Below are 17,509 nucleotides of genomic sequence, written 5' to 3'. Positions count from 1 at the left end.
CCCTCGCCGGCTCACCACGAACGGGGAAGCGCCATTGCCCCAGCCCGTTCGTCCCGAGCGAGCGTCCGTTCGTCAGCCCGCTTGGACATTCGATGTCATCGATGAATGAAGCAACCGCCATCTCTCTAATGGCTACTACGGAGCAACCATGAACGACCCTGATCGCACCGCTGTATCTCGTGTGGTGAGCGAGCTGGCCGCCTCGCACGCCCTACTCAACTGCCTGATCAAGGAGTTCGCACTGCCGGAAAACCGCCTGAGCTATGCCTGGCCGTCGGAGATGAACGGCATCGCGCCGGGCAGCTACCTGGCGGGTGTCGATTGGAAAGGTCTTCCGCTGGTGATCGAACTGCCCCGCGAGCGCCAGTTCTTCGTCATGGTCGACCGGCACGATACGCTCGGGAGCCAGCGCTACCTCTCGGACGTCTATTCACGCAGCAACGGTGGTCCCTGGAGCTGCCCGTCGTTTTCCGAATTCGTCGAGCAGCTGCTGTGCGCCTGCCAGCACATGGCGGATGCCGAGAACCACGAACTGCTGGAGCAGATCCTGCAAAGCCAGCACCTAACCGCGGCGATCGTCGGTCACAACCTCCAGCCGCGGCTCGATGATCCCCTCAGCGACTACATCGCAAGCGAGCAAGGGCTGTGGTTCGGTCATCCGAATCATCCCGCGCCCAAGGCCCGCCTGTGGCCGGCCGAGCTCTCCCAGCAGGCCTATGCACCGGAGTTTCGCGTCAGCACGCAGCTGCATCTGATCGAGGTGCCGCTGGATGGGCTGCGTATCTCGGCCAATGAGCTGAGCGATGCGCAGGTACTGTCCGGCTTCGCCGACCAGCAGCTGGCGCGGCCCGGACACGCGATTCTCTGCCTGCACCCGGTACAGGCGCAGCTGTTCCTGGATGATCCACGCGTGCGCCCCTTGGTGGCGTCGGGCGGGATCATCGACCACGGCCAGCGCGGTGCGTGGGCCTGCCCGACGGCGTCGATGCGGACTTGGTACGTCGACGGGCACGACTACTTCATCAAGGGCTCGCTGAACGTGCGCATCACCAACTGCGTACGCAAGAACGCCTGGTACGAGCTGGAAAGCGCGCTGGTCATCGACCGCTTGTTCCGGCGCCTGCAGCGGCTGCACACCGCGACCCTGGGCGGGCTCACGGTGGTCGCCGAGCCCGCGTCGCTGAGCTGGGCGCCGGCGACGTCCGGGGCGGATGACGACCATTGGTTTCGCGAGCAGACCGGCGCGATCCTGCGTGAGAACTTCTGCCTGCGCACCGGCGCCGATTGCAGCCTGATGGCCGGCACGCTGTTCGCTCGCGACGAGCAGCTGAAGCCGCTGGTGCACGACTTCCTGGGTCGCTTCAAGCGCGGTGCGCCCAGTGATGGCCAGCTGCTCGAGTGGTTCGATCGCTACCAGACGCTGCTGCTGCGCCCGGTGCTTGCGCTGTTCTTCAACCACGGTGTGGTGATGGAGCCGCATTTGCAGAACTGCGTACTGGTCCACGACAACGGGCGTCCCGTTCAACTGCTGCTGCGCGATTTCGAAGGGGTCAAGCTGACTGAGGAGTGGGGAGTCCACCAGCTCGACGAAGATCTTCACCCTCGCGTCCGGCGATCGCTGAGCTACTCGCGCAAGCAGGGTTGGCAGCGCATCAGCTACTGCCTGTTCGTCAACAACCTGTCCGAAGCGGTGCTGGCCTTGAGCTGGGAGCGACCGCACCTGGCATCTCGGATGTGGCAGCGGGTGGCGAAACGGCTGGTCGATGTCCGCAACGAACTCACCCGCGCCGCGCCGGAGCTGGATGCGCTGATCGCCGGTCAAGCGATTGCGTGCAAGACCAATCTCAAGGTTCGCCTGGCGGCGCGGGCCGATCGCCATGCCGGCTATGTCGAGCTGTCCTCGCCCTGGGCTGGGGAGGTGTCCCATGGATAGGCTGCCGGCTGCCGTGCGCGATGCCATCGAGGCACAGAGGATGAGCGGCGGGGATCCGCTGGCGATGTTCATCTATGACCTGGACGCGCTGCGCCAACATATCGAGCGGGTGATGGCGGCGCTGCCCGCCGGCGTCGAGCTGTACTACGCGATCAAGGCCAATAGCGAAGCCCCGATCCTGGCCACGCTGGCGCCATGGGTGGATGGTTTCGAGATCTCATCGGGCGGCGAGATAGAGCGGGTACACGACTGCCCGACGCCCAAGCGCTTCGTCTTCTCTGGTCCCGGCAAGCTGGATTCCGATCTGCGCGCGGCGATGCGCCACGATGTCGAAGCGATCCATGTCGAGAGCCTGAACGAGATCGAGCGCCTGCAGCGCCTGGCCCGTGAGGCCGGGAGGATGCAGGCGGTGTTCATCCGGATCAATCCGCAGCTGCCGCCTTCGCTTTCGACCAGGTTGGCGATGGCGGGTACGCCAACGCCGTTCGGCATCGACGAGTCTGACCTGGCGCAGGCGGTGCGCCAGGTCGATGCCGCCAGTCACCTGCGCTTGCAGGGGTTCCATGTCCACGCAATGTCGCACCAGCAGCAGGTGGAGCGTCATGAGCGCTTGCTGGATGCCTATCTGCAACGCTGGCCGCAGTGGAAGGCGCTGTCCGCCCAGCCTCAATCGATCACCCACCTCAATGTCGGTGGCGGCATTGGCGTCGATTACCTAAGCGATGACCAGTTCGACTGGCAGCGGCTGTGCCGCCATCTTGGCCGGCGCCTGGCCGAGATCGACGATGCGCCGCTGGTGCGCTTCGAGCCGGGTCGTTTCATCACCGCCTTCTGCGGCTACTACGCCATCGAAGTGCTGGATATGAAGGCAAGCCACGGTACCCATTTCCTGGTCTGCCGAGGCGGTACCCATCAGTTCCGCCTGCCGGTGGCGCAAGGGCACGACCATCCGGTGATCCACCTGCCTCAGCGCCCGGTCGCCGCGGACGCGCCGAGGCGGCGATGGACCGTCGTCGGCCAGCTCTGTACGCCCAAGGACGTGTTGAGCCGCGATCGCCCGCTCGCCGGCATCGCCGTCGGCGACGTGCTGGCGCTGCCTTTGGCCGGTGCTTACGGCTACAACATTTCCCACGCGGACTTTCTCTGCCATCCACGGCCGACCCAGCTGTTCCTTCCGGCAGGAACGTCGCAAGGCCCAAGCGTGCGGAGCCATTGATGGTCGTGGCACCGCGCTGGCTGGTGGTGGTCAACGTGCTCTTGGGCACGGTCACCGTCAGCCTCAACAACAGCGCGCTGAACCCGGCGCTGCCCGCGTTCATCCACGCTTTCGAGCTGGGTCCGCTGATGGCGACCTGGATCGTCGCGGCCTTCATGGTCAGCATGGGCATGACCATGCCGCTCACCAGCTTCCTGAGCCAGCGGATCGGACGCAAGCGCCTGTATCTGTCGGGGCTGGCGCTGTTCGTGCTGGGTTCGCTGGCGGGAGCGGTGGCGACCTCCATTGCGCTGGTGATCGTTGCGCGGGTGGTCCAGGGCATCGCCAGCGGGCTGATGATTCCCCTGTCGCTGGCGATCATCTTCGCCGTCTACCCCAGGGGCGAGCGTGGCCGTGTCACCGGGCTATGGGGTGCTGCGGTAATGCTCGCGCCGGCGCTGGGTCCGCTCTGCGGCAGCCTGGTGCTGGAATGGTCGGGCTGGCGCTGGCTGTTTCTGCTCAATGTCCCCATCGGGCTGCTGGCGCTGCTGATCGGGTTCGCGGTGCTGCCGGCCGCCGAGGCGGGGGAGCGAAAACCCTTCGACGGGCTGGGCTACCTGCTGATCGCCGGCGGTATCGGTCTTTTGATGATCGCCATCGGCAGGCTGCATCGCGCCGAGGCGCTGGCGGACCCGCTCAACCTGGCCATGCTGCTGGCCGCGGCGCTCTGCCTCTGGGCGTTCGTGCACTGGGAGCTGCGCCGGCCGGCACCGCTGCTCGAGCTGCGGGTCTTCACGCTCAGGGGCTACCGGCTCAGCGTGATCATCGCCGTGGTGCAGTCGGTGGGTATGTTCGAATGCCTGGTCCTGGTGCCGCTGCTGGTGCAGATGGTGCTGGGCCACAGCGCCATCTGGACCGGCCTGGCACTGCTATGTACCGCGGTGTTCGCCAGCCTCTTCGGTCATCTCGGCGGCCACCTGCTGGATCGATACGGGCCGCGCGGCATCTTGACCGTCGGCCTGATGCTGACCGGTGCCGCTACGCTTGCGCTGGGTATGGCGGGCAGCGAAGCGGGGCTTGCGCTGGTGCTGGTACTGATGGCGATACGCGGCGCCGGCCTCGGGCTCTCCTACATACCGGCCACCACCGCCGGGCTCGAGGTGCTGCCCGAGGCGCTGGTGACGCAAGGGTCGGCGATGAACAACATCTCGCGGCGCTTGTCGTCGTCGCTTGCGATCGTGCTCGCCTCGCTGTGGCTCGAGCTGCGCCTCGACGGCGATGCGGGGTGGGGCGCGCAGCACGCGGCGACCGCCACCGCGATCAGTGAAGTGTTCATCGCCACCGGCATGCTGATTCTGCTCGCCTTGCCCTGTGCCTGGCGTTTTCCCGTGGCGACCCCCGATGCAACTCGCGAAGCGGCGCCGAAAGGCGTCGAACCACGTTGACTGGAGACACCGATATGACCACCACCACCTCACGGGCGATGCCTCGAGCATCGGCCGACATGCCCAGCCTCGCCTTGGCCAATGTCGACCCCGAGGTCTACCGGCAGGTCGAGCAGCGAGTGGTCGGCCAACTGCTGCAGACGCTTTGCTATGAAGCGGTGCTGGCGTACCGCCACGAACCGGTGGATGAGCACCTTCATCGCTTCATCCTGCCAGCCACCGACGAGCGGCGGGAGATCGTCGAGTACCACTGCAACGGCCTGCGCAGCGACAGTTTCGAGCTGATTCGCCTGGACCCGACCAGCCTGGAGCGGGTCGACGCCCGCGGCGAGCGCAGCCGGCCCTCGCTTCACCAGGCATTGTCGGAGCTGCTCGGTGAACTGCGCGACAGTGCGCATCTGCCGCGTTTCGTCCAGGAGCTGGAGCAGACGCTGCTGAACGATCTGCAGGCGCGCAGCCAGGGCTATCGGCCAGCCGGCGCCGCGCACGAGCTGGATGTGGATGAGCTCGAGCGCCACTTCATGGACGCCCACAGCTATCACCCCTGCTACAAGTCGAGGATCGGCTTCTCGCTGGCCGACAATCAGCGCTATGGCCCGGAGTTCGCCACGCCGATCGCGATCGTCTGGCTGGCGGTGGCCAGGTCCTGCGCTTCGTTCAAGCATTCGCAGCGGTTGGATTTCAGCGCCTTCATCCAGCAAGAGGCCGGTGCGCAGCGCTGGCGGGAAATGGCGGCGACACTGGCGGGCGAGGGACGCGCGATCGACGACTACCTGCTGATACCGGTGCATCCCTGGCAGTGGGAAGAGGTCATCGTGCCGGTGTTCCATGCCGAACTGCTGAGTGGGGAGATCGTCTACCTCGGCGCATCCGATCACCGCTACCAAGCGCAGCAGTCGATCCGCACCCTGGCCAACACCACGGATAGACGGCGCCCGTACGTCAAGCTGGCGATGAGCATCACCAACACCTCGAGCACGCGCATTCTTGCCCAGCATACGGTGATGAACGGACCGATCATCACCGACTGGCTGCAGCGGCTGATCGCCACCGACCCGACGGCGCAGGCGCTGGATTTCGTCATTCTCGGTGAAATCGCAGGTGCCAGCTTCGACTACGCCCACCTGCCGGCCACCCGTATGGCACAGGCGTACGGCACGCTGGGTGCGATCTGGCGCGAGAGCATCCATGGCTACCTGCGCGACGGTGAACAAGCAGTGCCCTTCAATGGCCTGAGCCACCTCGAGAACCGCTACGCACCGGGTGAGAAGACGCCGTTCATCGACGCCTGGATCCGCCGCTATGGCCTGCTCGCCTGGACCCGGCAGCTGCTGCGGGTCACCGTCTCGCCGATCATTCACATGCTCTACGCCGAAGGCATCGGCATGGAGTCCCATGGTCAGAACATCGTGCTGATCGTCGAGGATGGCTGGCCCCGGCGCATCGCGCTGAAGGATTTCCACGACGGCGTGCGCTTTTCACCGCGCCACCTGGCTCGCCCCGAGCTGTGTCCAACGCTGGTGCCGCTGCCCGCCAGCCACGCCAAGATCAACCGCAACTCCTTCATCCTGACCGACGATGTCGATGCGGTGCGCGATTTCTCCTGCGACGCCTTCTTCTTCATCTGCCTGGCGGAGCTTGCGGTCTTCCTGCGCCAGCATTATCGCCTCGATGAGGCGCAGTTCTGGCGCATGACCGCGGAGGTGATCACCGATTACCAGAGCGCTCATCCGCAGCATCGCGAGCGCTTCGCGACCTTCGATGTCTTCGCGCCTTGCTACGAGGTGGAGGAGCTGACCAAGCGTCGTCTGCTGGGAGACGGCGAGCGCCGCTTCAAGGCGGTGCCCAATCCACTGCGCGCACATGGAGGCAATGCATGCTGAGGCGCAATCGACTGAAGGCGAAGCTCGCGGCCGCAGAACCCGTCTATGGGCTGATCAGCTCGATTCCTTCCCCGGCCGCCATCGAGCTGATCGCCGAGGCCGGATTCGACTTCGTGATCATCGATACCGAGCACGTGCTGATCAATCCGGAAACGGTGGAGAACATGATCCGCACGGCGGAGAGCTACGCCCTTACGCCGCTGGTGAGGGTGGCGAATCTCGATGGCAAGGCGATGCTGCGCCTGCTCGACGGAGGCGCCCAGGGCATCGTGCTGCCGATGATCGAGCAACCCGCGCAGCTGGCCGACGCCATTCGTGCCTGCAAGTACCATCCGCTCGGCCAACGCAGCCTGAATGCCGGGCGTCCTGGTGCGTTCGGCAAGCACAGCCTGGCGGAGTACGTCGCCCGCGCGAACGAGCAGGTCATGGTCGTGGCGATGATCGAGAGCGCCGCCGGCGCGCAGCGGGCCGCTGAGATCGCGTCGGTGCCGGGGTTGGACATGATCCTCGAAGGTGCGGCCGATCTGTCGCAGTCGCTCGGCATGCCGTGGCGCATCGACCAGCCCGAGGTCCAGCGCGCACTGGCTGAGACCTGGCAGGCGGCGAAGCGTGCGGGCGTGCCTTATTGTGCGATCGCGCGCCAGCCGGACGATCACGCCCGTTGGGTCGAGCGCGGGGTGAAGAGCTTCGTACTGGGAGACGAACGCGGAATCGCTTTCCGCGCACTGCAGGCCAAGCTGGCTGCCACTTCGACAGGAGGAGAATGAACCGATGAATGCCACCGACATGGCCGCCCGGCAAGTGATGCAGGATCTGATCGACTGCCTGCTGGCGGAGGAGTTCTTCGCCAGCGCGCCGCTGCGGCTCGCCGACGCCGCGCAGTGGGAGGGAGGGCCCGGACGACCGCCTGCCTTCGCAGCCCTCGACCCGCAGCAGCGGATCTGGGAGTGGTGCTGCGACGAGCCGGAGCAGCGCTTCATCGTCGCCGCGCTGCGACCCGGTATCACCCAGTCGTGGGAGAAGGTTCCGGGCTCGCCGGTGTACCTTCGCCATGGCGAACTCTGGCATGAGCTGAGCCCCGAGCGCTTCATGTCCTTGGTGCTGAAGGCCCTTGCGCCGCGCTACCCGGACAACGAGAAGGGACTGGCACTGTTCATGGAGGTGCTGCGTACCAGCGTTCGGCAAACCGAGCTGTCGCTGGACCACCGGATCGATACCGGCGCGCTGCTGGAGCGGGACAACGCCGCATTCTTCCTGGCGATGGAGCAGTGGGCCTCACTGCGCGACCGGCCCTATCATCCGCTGGCCAAGGCCAAGCAGGGTCTGACCGACGAACAGTACCGCCACTACCAGGCGGAGTTCGCAAGACCAGTGGCGCTCCACTGGGTCGCGGTCGAGCGCGCTGTGCTGCAGTATGGCGATGGCGCTGCACCGCAGGGAGAGAGTCCCGCCGACTACCTGCTCAGCCCATCGCAGCAGACCGAGCTGCAGGCCGAAATGCGCAGGCGTGGCATAGCCGAGAGCCATATCGCGCTGCCGGTGCACCCTTGGCAATTCGAGCAGGTGCTCGAGGCCCAGCTGGGCGAGGCATTCGAGCGTGGAGACTGCCAGCGGCTGGAGTTCAACGCCGCGTCCTTCTATGCCACCTCGTCGCTACGCTCGATGGCGCGCCCCGGGCACAGCGCCGATCAGCTCAAGCTGCCGATGGCGATCCACTCGCTGGGGGCTTCGCGCTACCTGCCGGCGGTGAAGATGATCAACGGCTCGCTGAGCGAGGCCCTGCTGCGCCAGGCGCGCGAGCAGGACGAGGTGTTGAGCCAGACGCTGCACGTATGTGACGAAAGCAAATGGTGGGCCTTCATGCCGCCCGGGGCCACGCTGTTCGACGAGGCGCCACGGCACCTGTCGGCGATGGTGCGCAGCTACCCGTCCGGGCTGCTCGACGATCCAGCTTGCCGACTGCTGCCGATGGCGGCGCTGGGTACGCCGTTGCCCGGCAGCGACCGGCATTTTTTCGATGACTGGCTGCAATGTCGCGAACTGCCGGTCAACGCTTCATCGGTGCTGGTGCTGTTTCGCGAGCTGTGCCACCGCTTCCTCGACGTCAACCTGCGCATGTTCCGCCTCGGCATGCTCGGCGAGGTCCATGGCCAGAACGCCGTGCTGGTGTGGCGGGCCGGACAGGTGCAGGGACTGCTGCTGCGCGACCATGACTCGCTGCGTCTCTACGTGCCCTGGCTTAAGCGTAACGGGATGAGCGACCCGGGCTACCGGATCAAGCAGGGGCACGCTCAGACGCTTTACCATGAGCGCCCCGAGGACCTGCTCTTCTGGTTGCAGACGCTCGGCATGCAGGTCAACCTGCGCGCGATCATCGACACCCTCGAGCAGCTCTATGGATTGCCGGCAGCGAGCTCGTGGGCTGCGCTGCGCGAGGTGATGGAAGAGCGGATCGCGGCCATTGGCTTCGATGACGAGGCGCGCGAGATGCTGCATCATCGGCTCTTCGCCTCGCCGCACTGGCCGCTCAAGCTGCTGCTGCGACCGATGGTCGAACGCGCCGGAGGGCCGGGCAGCATGCCGTTCGGCAAAGGGCAGGTGATCAACCCGTTTCACAGGATAGGCCGTGTCAGCTGATCGAGCGCATTCGTACTCCAGGCGTGAAACCTTTCGCCTGGCCATGGGCCTGCTGGCTTGGCGGCTGCTGGCGCCGACGGCGCAGGCCGCGCCACCCATGCGCGTGGTCACGCTGTTCCAGGGCGCGACCGACACGGCCGTCGCGCTGGGGGTGACGCCTTGTGGGGTAGTCGATTCATGGAGTGAAAAGCCCATGTATCGCTACCTGCGCGCGGCACTGGCAGAGGTGCCCCATGTCGGACTCGAGACCCAGCCGAGCCTTGAGGACATCGCGCTGCTCGAGCCGGACCTGATCGTCGCCTCGCGCTTTAGGCACGAGCGCATCGCGGTTCTGCTCGAGCAGCTCTGCCCGGTGCTGATGCTCGATGAGGTGTTCGAGTTCGAACAGACCCTGCTGCGGATGGGCGCGGCACTGCATCGGCGCCAGCTTGCGATGGATATCCAGGCCCGTTGGCGGCAACGCCTGGTGCAGCTGCGTGAACGACTCGAGCGCCGCTTCGCCGATGACTGGCCGTTGACGGTGTCGGTGCTGGATATCCGCGAAGACCACGTGCGCAGCTACCTGCCGGGTAGCTTCTCCGGCTCCGTGCTCGACCAGCTTGGCTTCGCCTGGAGCGTGGCCAGCCGGTCCGTCGGCGGGGTGTCGATCAAGCTCACCAGTCGCGAGAGCCTGCCGGTGGTGGACGCCGATATCTTCTTCGTCTTCCTGCGCGCGGATACCCCATCGATGCAGCGCAGCTACCAGGCGCTGCTCGGTCATCCGCTATGGCAGCGCCTGCGCGCGCCGCAGCGGGGGCGTGTATGGCAGGTCGATGGCGTGGCCTGGAGCCTCTCCGGCGGCATTCTCGGCGCCAATCTGATGCTCGACGATATCGAACGGGTCGCCTCCACGGCTGTCGCATCATGAGCAACGCCCGGACCTTGAGCATTGCGGCGGTGCTACTGCTGTGCTGCGGCGTACTGAGCCTCTCCTTTGGCGCGAGCTGGATTCCACCCTCCCAGGTCATGATGGCGCTGCTCAAGCCCGATGAGATGAATCTCGATCAAATCCTGGTGAACAGCACGCGACTGCCCCGCACGCTGCTCGCCATCGTGGTAGGGGCCTGCCTTGCGGTCGCGGGTGCGCTGATGCAGGCGCTGACCCGCAACCCGCTGGCCTCGCCGGGGCTGTTCGGCATCAACGCCGGCGCTGCCTTCTGTCTGATCCTGTTCACCTCGGTGTTCTCGCTCTCCTCACCGGAGCAGTGGCTCTGGTGCGCATTCCTCGGTGCTGCCGTCGCGGGCGGTTTGGTCTGGCTGATCGGCAACGCGGGGCAGGGCAGTCTCTCGCCGCTGCGCATCGTGCTCGCCGGTGCGGCGATGACCGCGATGTTCTCCGCTTTCAGCCAGGCGCTGCTGGTGGTCAACCAGGACGGACTGGATACGGTGCTTTTCTGGCTGGCGGGGTCGCTGACCGAGCGCAGCTTGTCGACCGCGGCGCCCCTTTTGATCTGCTCGGCGATCGCCCTTGGTGGGGCCTGGCTGCTGGCGGGACAGGTCAACGTCTTGAACGCCGGCGTGCAGATCGCGGTCGGCCTGGGCCAGCGTACTGGCTGGATCCGGCTGCTGATGAGCGTGCTGATCGTCGCCCTGGCCGGTAGCGCCGTGGCGTTGGCCGGCAGCATCGGCTTCATCGGCCTGGTGGTGCCGCACATGGTGCGCAAGCTGCTTTCGGCCGACCATCGCTGGTTGCTGCCGGGCTGTGCTTTGGTCGGCGCGACGCTGCTGCTGTTGGCCGACATGCTGGCGAGGGTGGTGATCCTGCCGCAGGAGGTCCCCGTCGGGGTGATGACCGCTGTGTTCGGCGCACCGTTTTTCATCGCGCTGGTACGACGGGGTGGCCGCTATGGCTAGATCGAGGATCCTGGTCCTGCGCTATGGCGGGATCTCCCGCCGGATCGAGCTCTCGACGCTCGTTCGTCTGATCGTGGCGGCAGCGGTCACTGCGCTTGTGGCACTCGCCTCGCTGTGCCTGGGCAAGGTCGTGCTCTCGCCGCTGGCGGTGCTGCGCGCGCTGTTCGGCGAGGGTGATCAGAGCCTGGTCTTCATCGTCGAGCAGCTGCGCCTGCCGCGCCTGCTGCTGGCGGCGCTGGTCGGCGCGGCGCTGTCGGTCTCTGGGTTGATCCTCCAGGCGATCATTCGCAATCCGCTGGCCTCGCCGGACCTTTTGGGGATCACCAGCGGCGCCAGCGCGGCGGCGGTGTTCTACCTGTCTTCGTTCGCCGCGGTGCTGGGGCAGCGGTTCCTGCCGCTGGCGGCCATGCTGGGGGCCGGGCTTGCGGTGCTCACGGTCTACCTGCTGGCCTGGAAGCAGGGCGCCTCACCGCTGCGGCTGGTACTGATCGGCGTTGGTATATCGGCGCTGCTGGCCGCTGCGACCACCTTCATGCTGGTGTTCAGCCCATTGAGCACCACGCTTTCGGCCTATGTCTGGCTCACCGGCAGCGTCTACGGCGCCAACTGGTTCGAGGTTCGCGCCCTGGCCTGCTGGCTGCTGGTCCTGCTGCCGCTGTTGGTCTTGCTGTCTCGCCAGGTGATGGTGCAGCAATTGGACGACGGGCTGGCGCGAGGAATCGGGGTGCGGGTGGAGTGGCTGCGGGCCGCCTTGCTGCTGGTGAGCGTGGCGCTGGCCGGTGCGGCCATCGCCTGGGGCGGCGCGATGGCTTTCGTCGGGCTGATCGCTCCCCATATCGCCAAGCGGCTGGTCGCCGCGGGCTTCGCCGGGCAGGCGGCGATGTCGGCGTTGAGCGGCGCGACCCTTTTGATCCTGGCCGACCTGGCCGGGCGCACGCTGTTTTTGCCGTTGGACCTGCCCGCCGGTATCTTCGTCGCGGTGTTGGGCACACCGTTTTTCCTGTACCTGCTGATCAGGCAGCGTCATTGAGGAGCCAAGACATGAGCGCTATCGCGAGTCGTGGCCTGACACTGGGCTATCAGCGCCAGACCATCATCGAGGGGCTGGACATCGAGCTGCCAGATGGTGAGGTCTCGGTGCTGATCGGCAGTAACGGCTGCGGCAAGAGCACCTTGCTCAAGTCCTTCGCCCGCCTGCTCAAGCCGGTGCACGGTGCGGTGCTGCTGAACGGCGCGGACATCCAGCAAAAGCCCACCGCGGTAGTGGCGCGGGAGCTTGCGATCCTGCCGCAGATGCCGGTCGCGCCGGAGGGCATCAGCGTTCGGCAACTGGTGAGCCTGGGGCGTTACCCTTACCAGAACTGGATGCAGCAGTGGTCCGCCGAGGACGAAGCCATGGTCGCTCGGGCGCTGGCGCGCACCGGACTTGAGGCGCTGGCCGAGCGCCCGGTGGACTCGCTTTCCGGCGGCCAGCGCCAGCGTGCCTGGATCGCCATGACCCTGGCGCAGGACACCGGGATCGTGCTGCTCGACGAGCCGACCACCTTCCTTGACCTTGCCTACCAGATCGAAGTGCTGGACCTGCTGCGCGAGCTCAACCGGGGCGAGGGCAAGACCATCATCATGGTGCTGCACGATCTCAACCTGGCCTGTCGCTACGCGGACCACATGGTCGCCGTCCACCAGCGATCAGTCTTCGCCCAGGGGCGCCCCGGTGAAATCCTCACCGAGGCGCTGGTCAAGACCGTGTTCGATCTCGATTGCCGAGTGATCCCCGACCCGTTCTTCGGCACCCCCTTGTGTATCCCGTTCGGGCGGGAGTCACCGCCGTGAATATGGCGTTCACCGCCGAGGAGTGGGCGGTACTGAGCGGCACGCTGCGCCTGAAGGCCCCCAGCGAGCGGGATCATGCTCGCTCGCTGGGGGCGCGTTCGCTTTTGCGCGAAGAGACCTGCGCGCAAGTGCTGGACCGCTTGGCGCCGATCATCGGTTCGCCCTCGCGTCGGGTCACCGCTTCGCTGCTGGCCAAACGGATATCCTTCCTTGCCACCGGCGCCTGCCTCTATGCAATGTCGGTCTTCGACAAGGGACTCGCCCTGTCGCTGGACAATGCGGTCATCGAATACGGCCATGATGCGGGCCGCTGGACCTCGTCCATGCCGCTCGAGCGGCTGCGGGCCTCCCGTTACCCCGCGGGCCAGCGGGACGCTTGGCGCGAGGAGATCGTCGGCACGCTGTTCGCCGGGCTGCTGCAGCCGCTTTGGCAGACGTTCCATGGCGTCACCGGCCTGCCGCGGCGGATCCTCTGGGAAAACACCGCGGTGCGGGTCTACTCGCTTTACGAAAAGCGCATGGCAAATCTTGACGACGAGGCGATCCGAGCGCGCTGCGCCGCGGACTTCGACTGGCTGCTGAGACAAGCGCCTCCGGCTATGTTCGGCCTCGACTACAACCCGCTGGGCCATTTCCATAGGCCACCTACGCCGCTCGACGACGGCCGGCGAAGCATTCGATTCCGCCGGACCTGCTGCTTTTATTACCAGGCGACCGAGCCTGCGCAATACTGTTCGACCTGCCCGCTGCTGCGGCCTAGGAAAAAACGATGACTTATCGCATCGCGCCACATCGCCAAGGGGTGAGTGAAGCCTTGATCCGCTCCTATCAGGGGATCGGCTCGTCCACCATCGGCCACCTCACCAGCCAGGGATACCTGCGGGGTATCAAGGCGCTGTTCGACGACCTGCACATGGTCGGCAACGTGGTGACGGCCAAGGTCTTTCCCCCCGACGGCAGCGTACTGCGCGAGGCGCTGCTATCGAGCCGGCCGGGCGATGTGCTGGTGATCGAGTGCGTCGGCGACGACTACGCATGCTGGGGGGAGCTGCGTACCATGGCTGGCCTGATCAAAGGCCTTGCGGGGGTGGTGGTGGCGGGGTCGGTCACCGACGCGCGCGCCCTGCGCCGGCTGCGATTGCCGGTGTTCTGCCAGGGCGTAAGCGCGGTGACCACGCGCAGGATCGGGCTGAGCGGTGAGGTCAACGGCGCCGTAGAAATAGCCGGCGTGGATGTGGCGCCAGGAGATCTCGCCATCGGCGACGATGACGGCGTGTTCATCCTCAGCCCAAGCCTTGCCGAGGCGCTTTTGCCCGAACTGCTGGCGAAGGAAGCGCAGGACCAGGCATCCCGGGCGAAATTCGCCTCGAGGCTCGCCGAGCGCGATTTCCCCGGCGCGGACCGCTAGCTCACACCCACTGATGAATCCGATGCTGGGTTCCATCGAAGAAGCGTTCGAGCCGGAAGGGCGTCGGGTCGACCGACGGCACCTCGCCCGCGATCATTTCGGCGGCGAGAAATCCCGCTCCCGGACCGATGGCGAACCCGTGGCCGCTGAAGCCGCTGGCGAGGTAGCAGCCGGGCACTCCACCTGCGGGCGAGATGACCGGCACCATGTCCGGCGTCGCATCGATCAAGCCTCCCCAGCTCTCGGCCACGCGGGTGTGGGCCATGCTCGGGTAGGCGGCATGGAAGGCCGCGAGGCCAGCCTCGATAAGCCTCGGATCGGGACTCGGATCGTAGATGCGGTGCTGCTCGAACGGTGATGGGCGATCGAGCTGCCAGCTGCTCCAGGCGCCGGGGCCGCTCAGGAACGATTTGCCGATGCGGATGGTGAGCTCGCCCCTGCGACGAATGAACAGGGAAGCGAAGTGGCGCGCTTGGCGCAGGCCCATCGGGGTCAGCTCTATGCGTCCGCGCCCGCGCAGGCCAATGGTGTATCCGCCATCGATGCGGCGACGATAGGAGAACTTCGGGCTGCCGACGCCGCCCGGGTGGATTTGCGCCGCGGCTGTGGTGCGAAAGGCGGTGGCATACACCCCCGACTGCGGAAAGTCGATGCCATGGCGGCGCAGCAGCATCGTCGACCAGGCGCCTGCCGCGCACAGCACGGCCTGGGTGCGGATTTCTCCCCGCTCGGTGACCACGTGGGATAGCCGCCCCGCGGAGGTTTCCCACCCGCGCACCGCGCATTGCTGGTGGATCGTCGCCCCCTGTCGTTGAGCGCTGCGCGCGATCGCGGGGGCCGCGATCGCAGGCTCCGCCCAACCGTCGACCGGTGAGTGGATCGCGCTGATCCAGCGCTCGCTGGTGGCGGGCAGCGCGGCTCGGGTCTCGGCCGCTGAGAGCAGGCCGCCCTCCATGCCATATGCCTTGGTGCTCTGCAGCCAACCCTCCCAGCGCGCCACTTCGCTGGGATCCTTGGTCACTACCATCATGCCGGTTTGGCGAAAGCCGCTGTCCTCGCCGATCGCATCGCTCATGTTGCGCCATAGCGCCATGCTCTTCATCGCCAGCGGCACTTCCGGCAGTGAACGCAGCTGTTCACGGCACCAACCCCAGTTACGGCTGGATTGCTCTCCCGCGATCACGCCTTTCTCCAGCACCGCGACCGACAGGCCGCGCTTTCGCAGCGCAAGTGCCGCGCAGACGCCGACGATCCCACCGCCGACGATGACGACATCGGCTCGAGCGGGCAGGGCGTCGTTGGAATGGAGGGCTTCAACGCGAGGAGACATGGATGGCATTCCTTGGCGATGGTGACGAGCGAAGAGAGGTGGTGTTAGTGGACTCGGGCACAAGGCGTGGGGAGCCGGGGGTGAGCTCCGCATCCTCTGCGGCCATGGCGGTCTTCTTGCGCCTTGCGTTGCGGCGATCCTCCCGTCGCTTGAAGAGTTCGTAGACGAGCGCGGCGACGAGGGTGAGCACCACGATGATCGTGGCGAGTGCGCTGATCACCGGCGAAGAGCCCAGCCGTACCCGTCCGGCGAGGACCGTGGTCAGTGTCTTGTCCGCCAGGATCGAGAAAGTGGTGGTGTTGTAGTTCTCGAACGAGGTAAGGAAGGCCAGCACCGCCGCCGAAAGGATCGCCGGGCGCAGGAAGGGCAGCAGGATGTGCCGGAAAGCCTGCGGAAAGCTCGCGCCGAGATCGAGCGCGGCTTCTTCCTGGGCCGATTCGAAACGTTGCAGACGCGCCATGATGATCAGCATGCAGTAGGAGGAAATGAAGCTCGACTGGCCCAGTACGGTCAGTACGATGCCGTCGTACATCAGCCCCCGCAGGCCGGCCAGGCCGCTGAAGTCACGCCAGAACACAACGGTGCTGATCCCGATCACGATCCCTGGGGTGAGCACCGGCGCTACCACCACGAAGTAGTAAAACGAGCGAGCCGAGCGGAAGATCTGGGTCATGCAGATGGCGCCTGCGAGGCCCACCGGCACTGACACCAGCACCACGAAGATGCCGATGATCACGCTGGTTCTCAGGCCTTCCAGTATCTCGGCATCGCTGGCAAGCCTTTGGAACCACTCCAGGGTCAAGCCCTCGATCGGCCACACCTGCGGATAGGCGGGGGTGTTGAACGCGGACACCACCATCACCGCCAAAGGACCCAACAGGAAGGTGAAGAAGGAGACCATGTAGACGGCGACGATGAAGCGATTGAGCATGGCTGATTTCATCGCGTGATTTCCCCCAGTTTGAGGCCCGAGATCTTGAGCACGGTAAGCACGAACACGATGCAGGCCAGCAGCAGGATGAAGGCGTAGGCGGCGCCCTGGGGCCAGTCGAAGAGCTGGTAGAAACGGTCGTAGACGATCGGGGTGAACCATAGTGAGCGAGGTCCACCGAGCACCATCGGCGTTGCCACCGCACCGGCGGTGAGCATGAAGCACAGGGTCATGCCCGATGCGATGCCGGGCTTGGCATGGGGCATGACCACGAAGAGATGGATGTGCCACCAGGGCGCGCCGAGATCTCGGGCTGCCTCGATCTGGTTGTGATCCTGGCTTTCGATGGCGTTGTAGAGCGGGAAGATCATGATCAGCAGATGCGAGTAGCACAGGGCCATGTAGAGCCCTACGTTCGCACCGAGGAAGTCGAACGGAGCGCCCGCCAGGCCCATCAAGTCGAGCACGCTGTTCACGAAGCCGTTTTCCGAAAGCAGGATACGGAAGGCGAAGGCACGCAGGATGTCGTTGACCCAGTAGGGAATGATCAGCAGCAGCAGGACGATGCGCAGCTTCTTCAGCGTGGCCGCCTGGGCCATGTAGTAGGCGATCGGATAGCAGATCGCGAAGTTCACCAGGGTCAGGATGATGCTGGCTACGATGGTGACGAAGAATGCGCGGATATGGATGGTGTTCCACGATTCAGCGCTGGTCGAGCTGCCGAAGAGAAAGTACCGGTAGTTCTTGAGCGTGTACTCGTCCAGTGGTCCACCCACTTGCGAAGGGGCCAGCTTCGGCCGGAACGAGAGATCGACCATGAACACCATCGGCATGATGATGGTGACGATGGTCCAGAAGCCGACGGCGAGGATCAGATAGGTACCGATCAAAACGCCATTGCGCTCGAAGAAAGACATCCCGCGCTCGCCTTTCTTTCGCTCGAACATCATCAGCAGCAGGAATATCGCGACCACGATCAGCGTGGCGGCGAAGGTGATCGAGAGCCCTTTCATCGCATCGT

At 65.7% G+C, this 17,509-nt stretch carries 15 protein-coding genes; 12 read left to right on the top strand and 3 right to left on the bottom strand.

All coding sequences use genetic code 11. The features are described 5' to 3' along the window. Positions 1-148: 148 nt before the first annotated feature. From A5892_RS12625 to A5892_RS12570, 12 genes are read left to right on the top strand one after another with little or no spacing between them, the layout of a single operon-like run. A complete protein-coding gene (locus tag A5892_RS12625) occupies positions 149-1,933 on the top strand; it encodes an IucA/IucC family protein (RefSeq protein WP_064123104.1) in 1,785 nt (594 codons plus the stop codon). Further along, positions 1,926-3,149 carry a type III PLP-dependent enzyme gene (locus tag A5892_RS12620; RefSeq protein WP_064123103.1) on the top strand — a complete coding sequence of 408 codons (1,224 nt, stop codon included), beginning with the start codon at positions 1,926-1,928 and terminating at the stop codon, positions 3,147-3,149. Before A5892_RS12625 ends, A5892_RS12620 begins: the two co-directional genes overlap by 8 nt. Next, complete coding sequence (locus A5892_RS12615; protein WP_064123102.1) at positions 3,149-4,573, top strand: DHA2 family efflux MFS transporter permease subunit; 1,425 nt, start codon at positions 3,149-3,151, stop codon at positions 4,571-4,573. The genes A5892_RS12620 and A5892_RS12615 overlap by 1 nt, the downstream gene beginning before the upstream one ends. 14 nt (positions 4,574-4,587) lie before the next feature. Then, positions 4,588-6,456: an IucA/IucC family protein gene (locus tag A5892_RS12610; protein WP_064123101.1), complete on the top strand. Its 1,869-nt coding sequence runs from the start codon at positions 4,588-4,590 to the stop codon at positions 6,454-6,456. Next, positions 6,450-7,223 carry an HpcH/HpaI aldolase family protein gene (locus A5892_RS12605; protein WP_064123100.1) on the top strand — a complete coding sequence of 258 codons (774 nt, stop codon included), beginning with the start codon at positions 6,450-6,452 and terminating at the stop codon, positions 7,221-7,223. Before A5892_RS12610 ends, A5892_RS12605 begins: the two co-directional genes overlap by 7 nt. 4 nt (positions 7,224-7,227) lie before the next feature. After that, positions 7,228-9,093, top strand: coding sequence for an IucA/IucC family protein (locus tag A5892_RS12600; RefSeq protein ID WP_064123099.1), 1,866 nt, complete (start codon positions 7,228-7,230; stop codon positions 9,091-9,093). Further along, on the top strand, positions 9,083-10,000 hold the full coding sequence (locus A5892_RS12595; protein ID WP_082890444.1) for an ABC transporter substrate-binding protein: 918 nt from the start codon (positions 9,083-9,085) through the stop codon (positions 9,998-10,000). The genes A5892_RS12600 and A5892_RS12595 overlap by 11 nt, the downstream gene beginning before the upstream one ends. Then, the gene (locus A5892_RS12590; RefSeq protein ID WP_064123097.1) at positions 9,997-10,986 is read left to right on the top strand and encodes a FecCD family ABC transporter permease; all 990 of its coding nucleotides are present in this window, start codon (positions 9,997-9,999) and stop codon (positions 10,984-10,986) included. The genes A5892_RS12595 and A5892_RS12590 overlap by 4 nt, the downstream gene beginning before the upstream one ends. Further along, a complete protein-coding gene (locus tag A5892_RS12585) occupies positions 10,979-12,016 on the top strand; it encodes a FecCD family ABC transporter permease (RefSeq protein WP_064123096.1) in 1,038 nt (345 codons plus the stop codon). The genes A5892_RS12590 and A5892_RS12585 overlap by 8 nt, the downstream gene beginning before the upstream one ends. Before the next feature lie 11 nt (positions 12,017-12,027). Continuing rightward, positions 12,028-12,819, top strand: coding sequence for an ABC transporter ATP-binding protein (locus A5892_RS12580; RefSeq protein ID WP_064123095.1), 792 nt, complete (start codon positions 12,028-12,030; stop codon positions 12,817-12,819). Positions 12,820-12,821: 2 nt separating this feature from the next. Further along, complete coding sequence (locus tag A5892_RS12575; RefSeq protein ID WP_064123094.1) at positions 12,822-13,592, top strand: IucA/IucC family C-terminal-domain containing protein; 771 nt, start codon at positions 12,822-12,824, stop codon at positions 13,590-13,592. Then, positions 13,589-14,227 (top strand): RraA family protein, encoded by a 639-nt coding sequence (locus A5892_RS12570; RefSeq protein ID WP_064123093.1) that lies wholly within the window; start codon positions 13,589-13,591, stop codon positions 14,225-14,227. The genes A5892_RS12575 and A5892_RS12570 overlap by 4 nt, the downstream gene beginning before the upstream one ends. Position 14,228: 1 nt before the next feature. On the opposite strand, the gene A5892_RS12565 is transcribed toward A5892_RS12570, so the two are convergent. From A5892_RS12565 to A5892_RS12555, 3 genes are read right to left on the bottom strand one after another with little or no spacing between them, the layout of a single operon-like run. Further along, complete coding sequence (locus A5892_RS12565; protein WP_064123092.1) at positions 14,229-15,557, bottom strand: NAD(P)/FAD-dependent oxidoreductase; 1,329 nt, start codon at positions 15,555-15,557, stop codon at positions 14,229-14,231. After that, positions 15,541-16,500, bottom strand: a complete 960-nt coding sequence (locus tag A5892_RS12560) for an ABC transporter permease (RefSeq protein ID WP_082890443.1) — start codon at positions 16,498-16,500, stop codon at positions 15,541-15,543. The genes A5892_RS12565 and A5892_RS12560 overlap by 17 nt, the downstream gene beginning before the upstream one ends. Further along, positions 16,497-17,501 (bottom strand): ABC transporter permease, encoded by a 1,005-nt coding sequence (locus tag A5892_RS12555; protein ID WP_082890442.1) that lies wholly within the window; start codon positions 17,499-17,501, stop codon positions 16,497-16,499. Before A5892_RS12555 ends, A5892_RS12560 begins: the two co-directional genes overlap by 4 nt. Positions 17,502-17,509 lie beyond the last annotated feature (8 nt).

The organism is Halotalea alkalilenta (assembly GCF_001648175.1).
In the GTDB taxonomy this organism is placed as follows: domain Bacteria; phylum Pseudomonadota; class Gammaproteobacteria; order Pseudomonadales; family Halomonadaceae; genus Halotalea; species Halotalea alkalilenta_A.
This window is presented reverse-complemented; position numbering and strand designations above follow the sequence as displayed.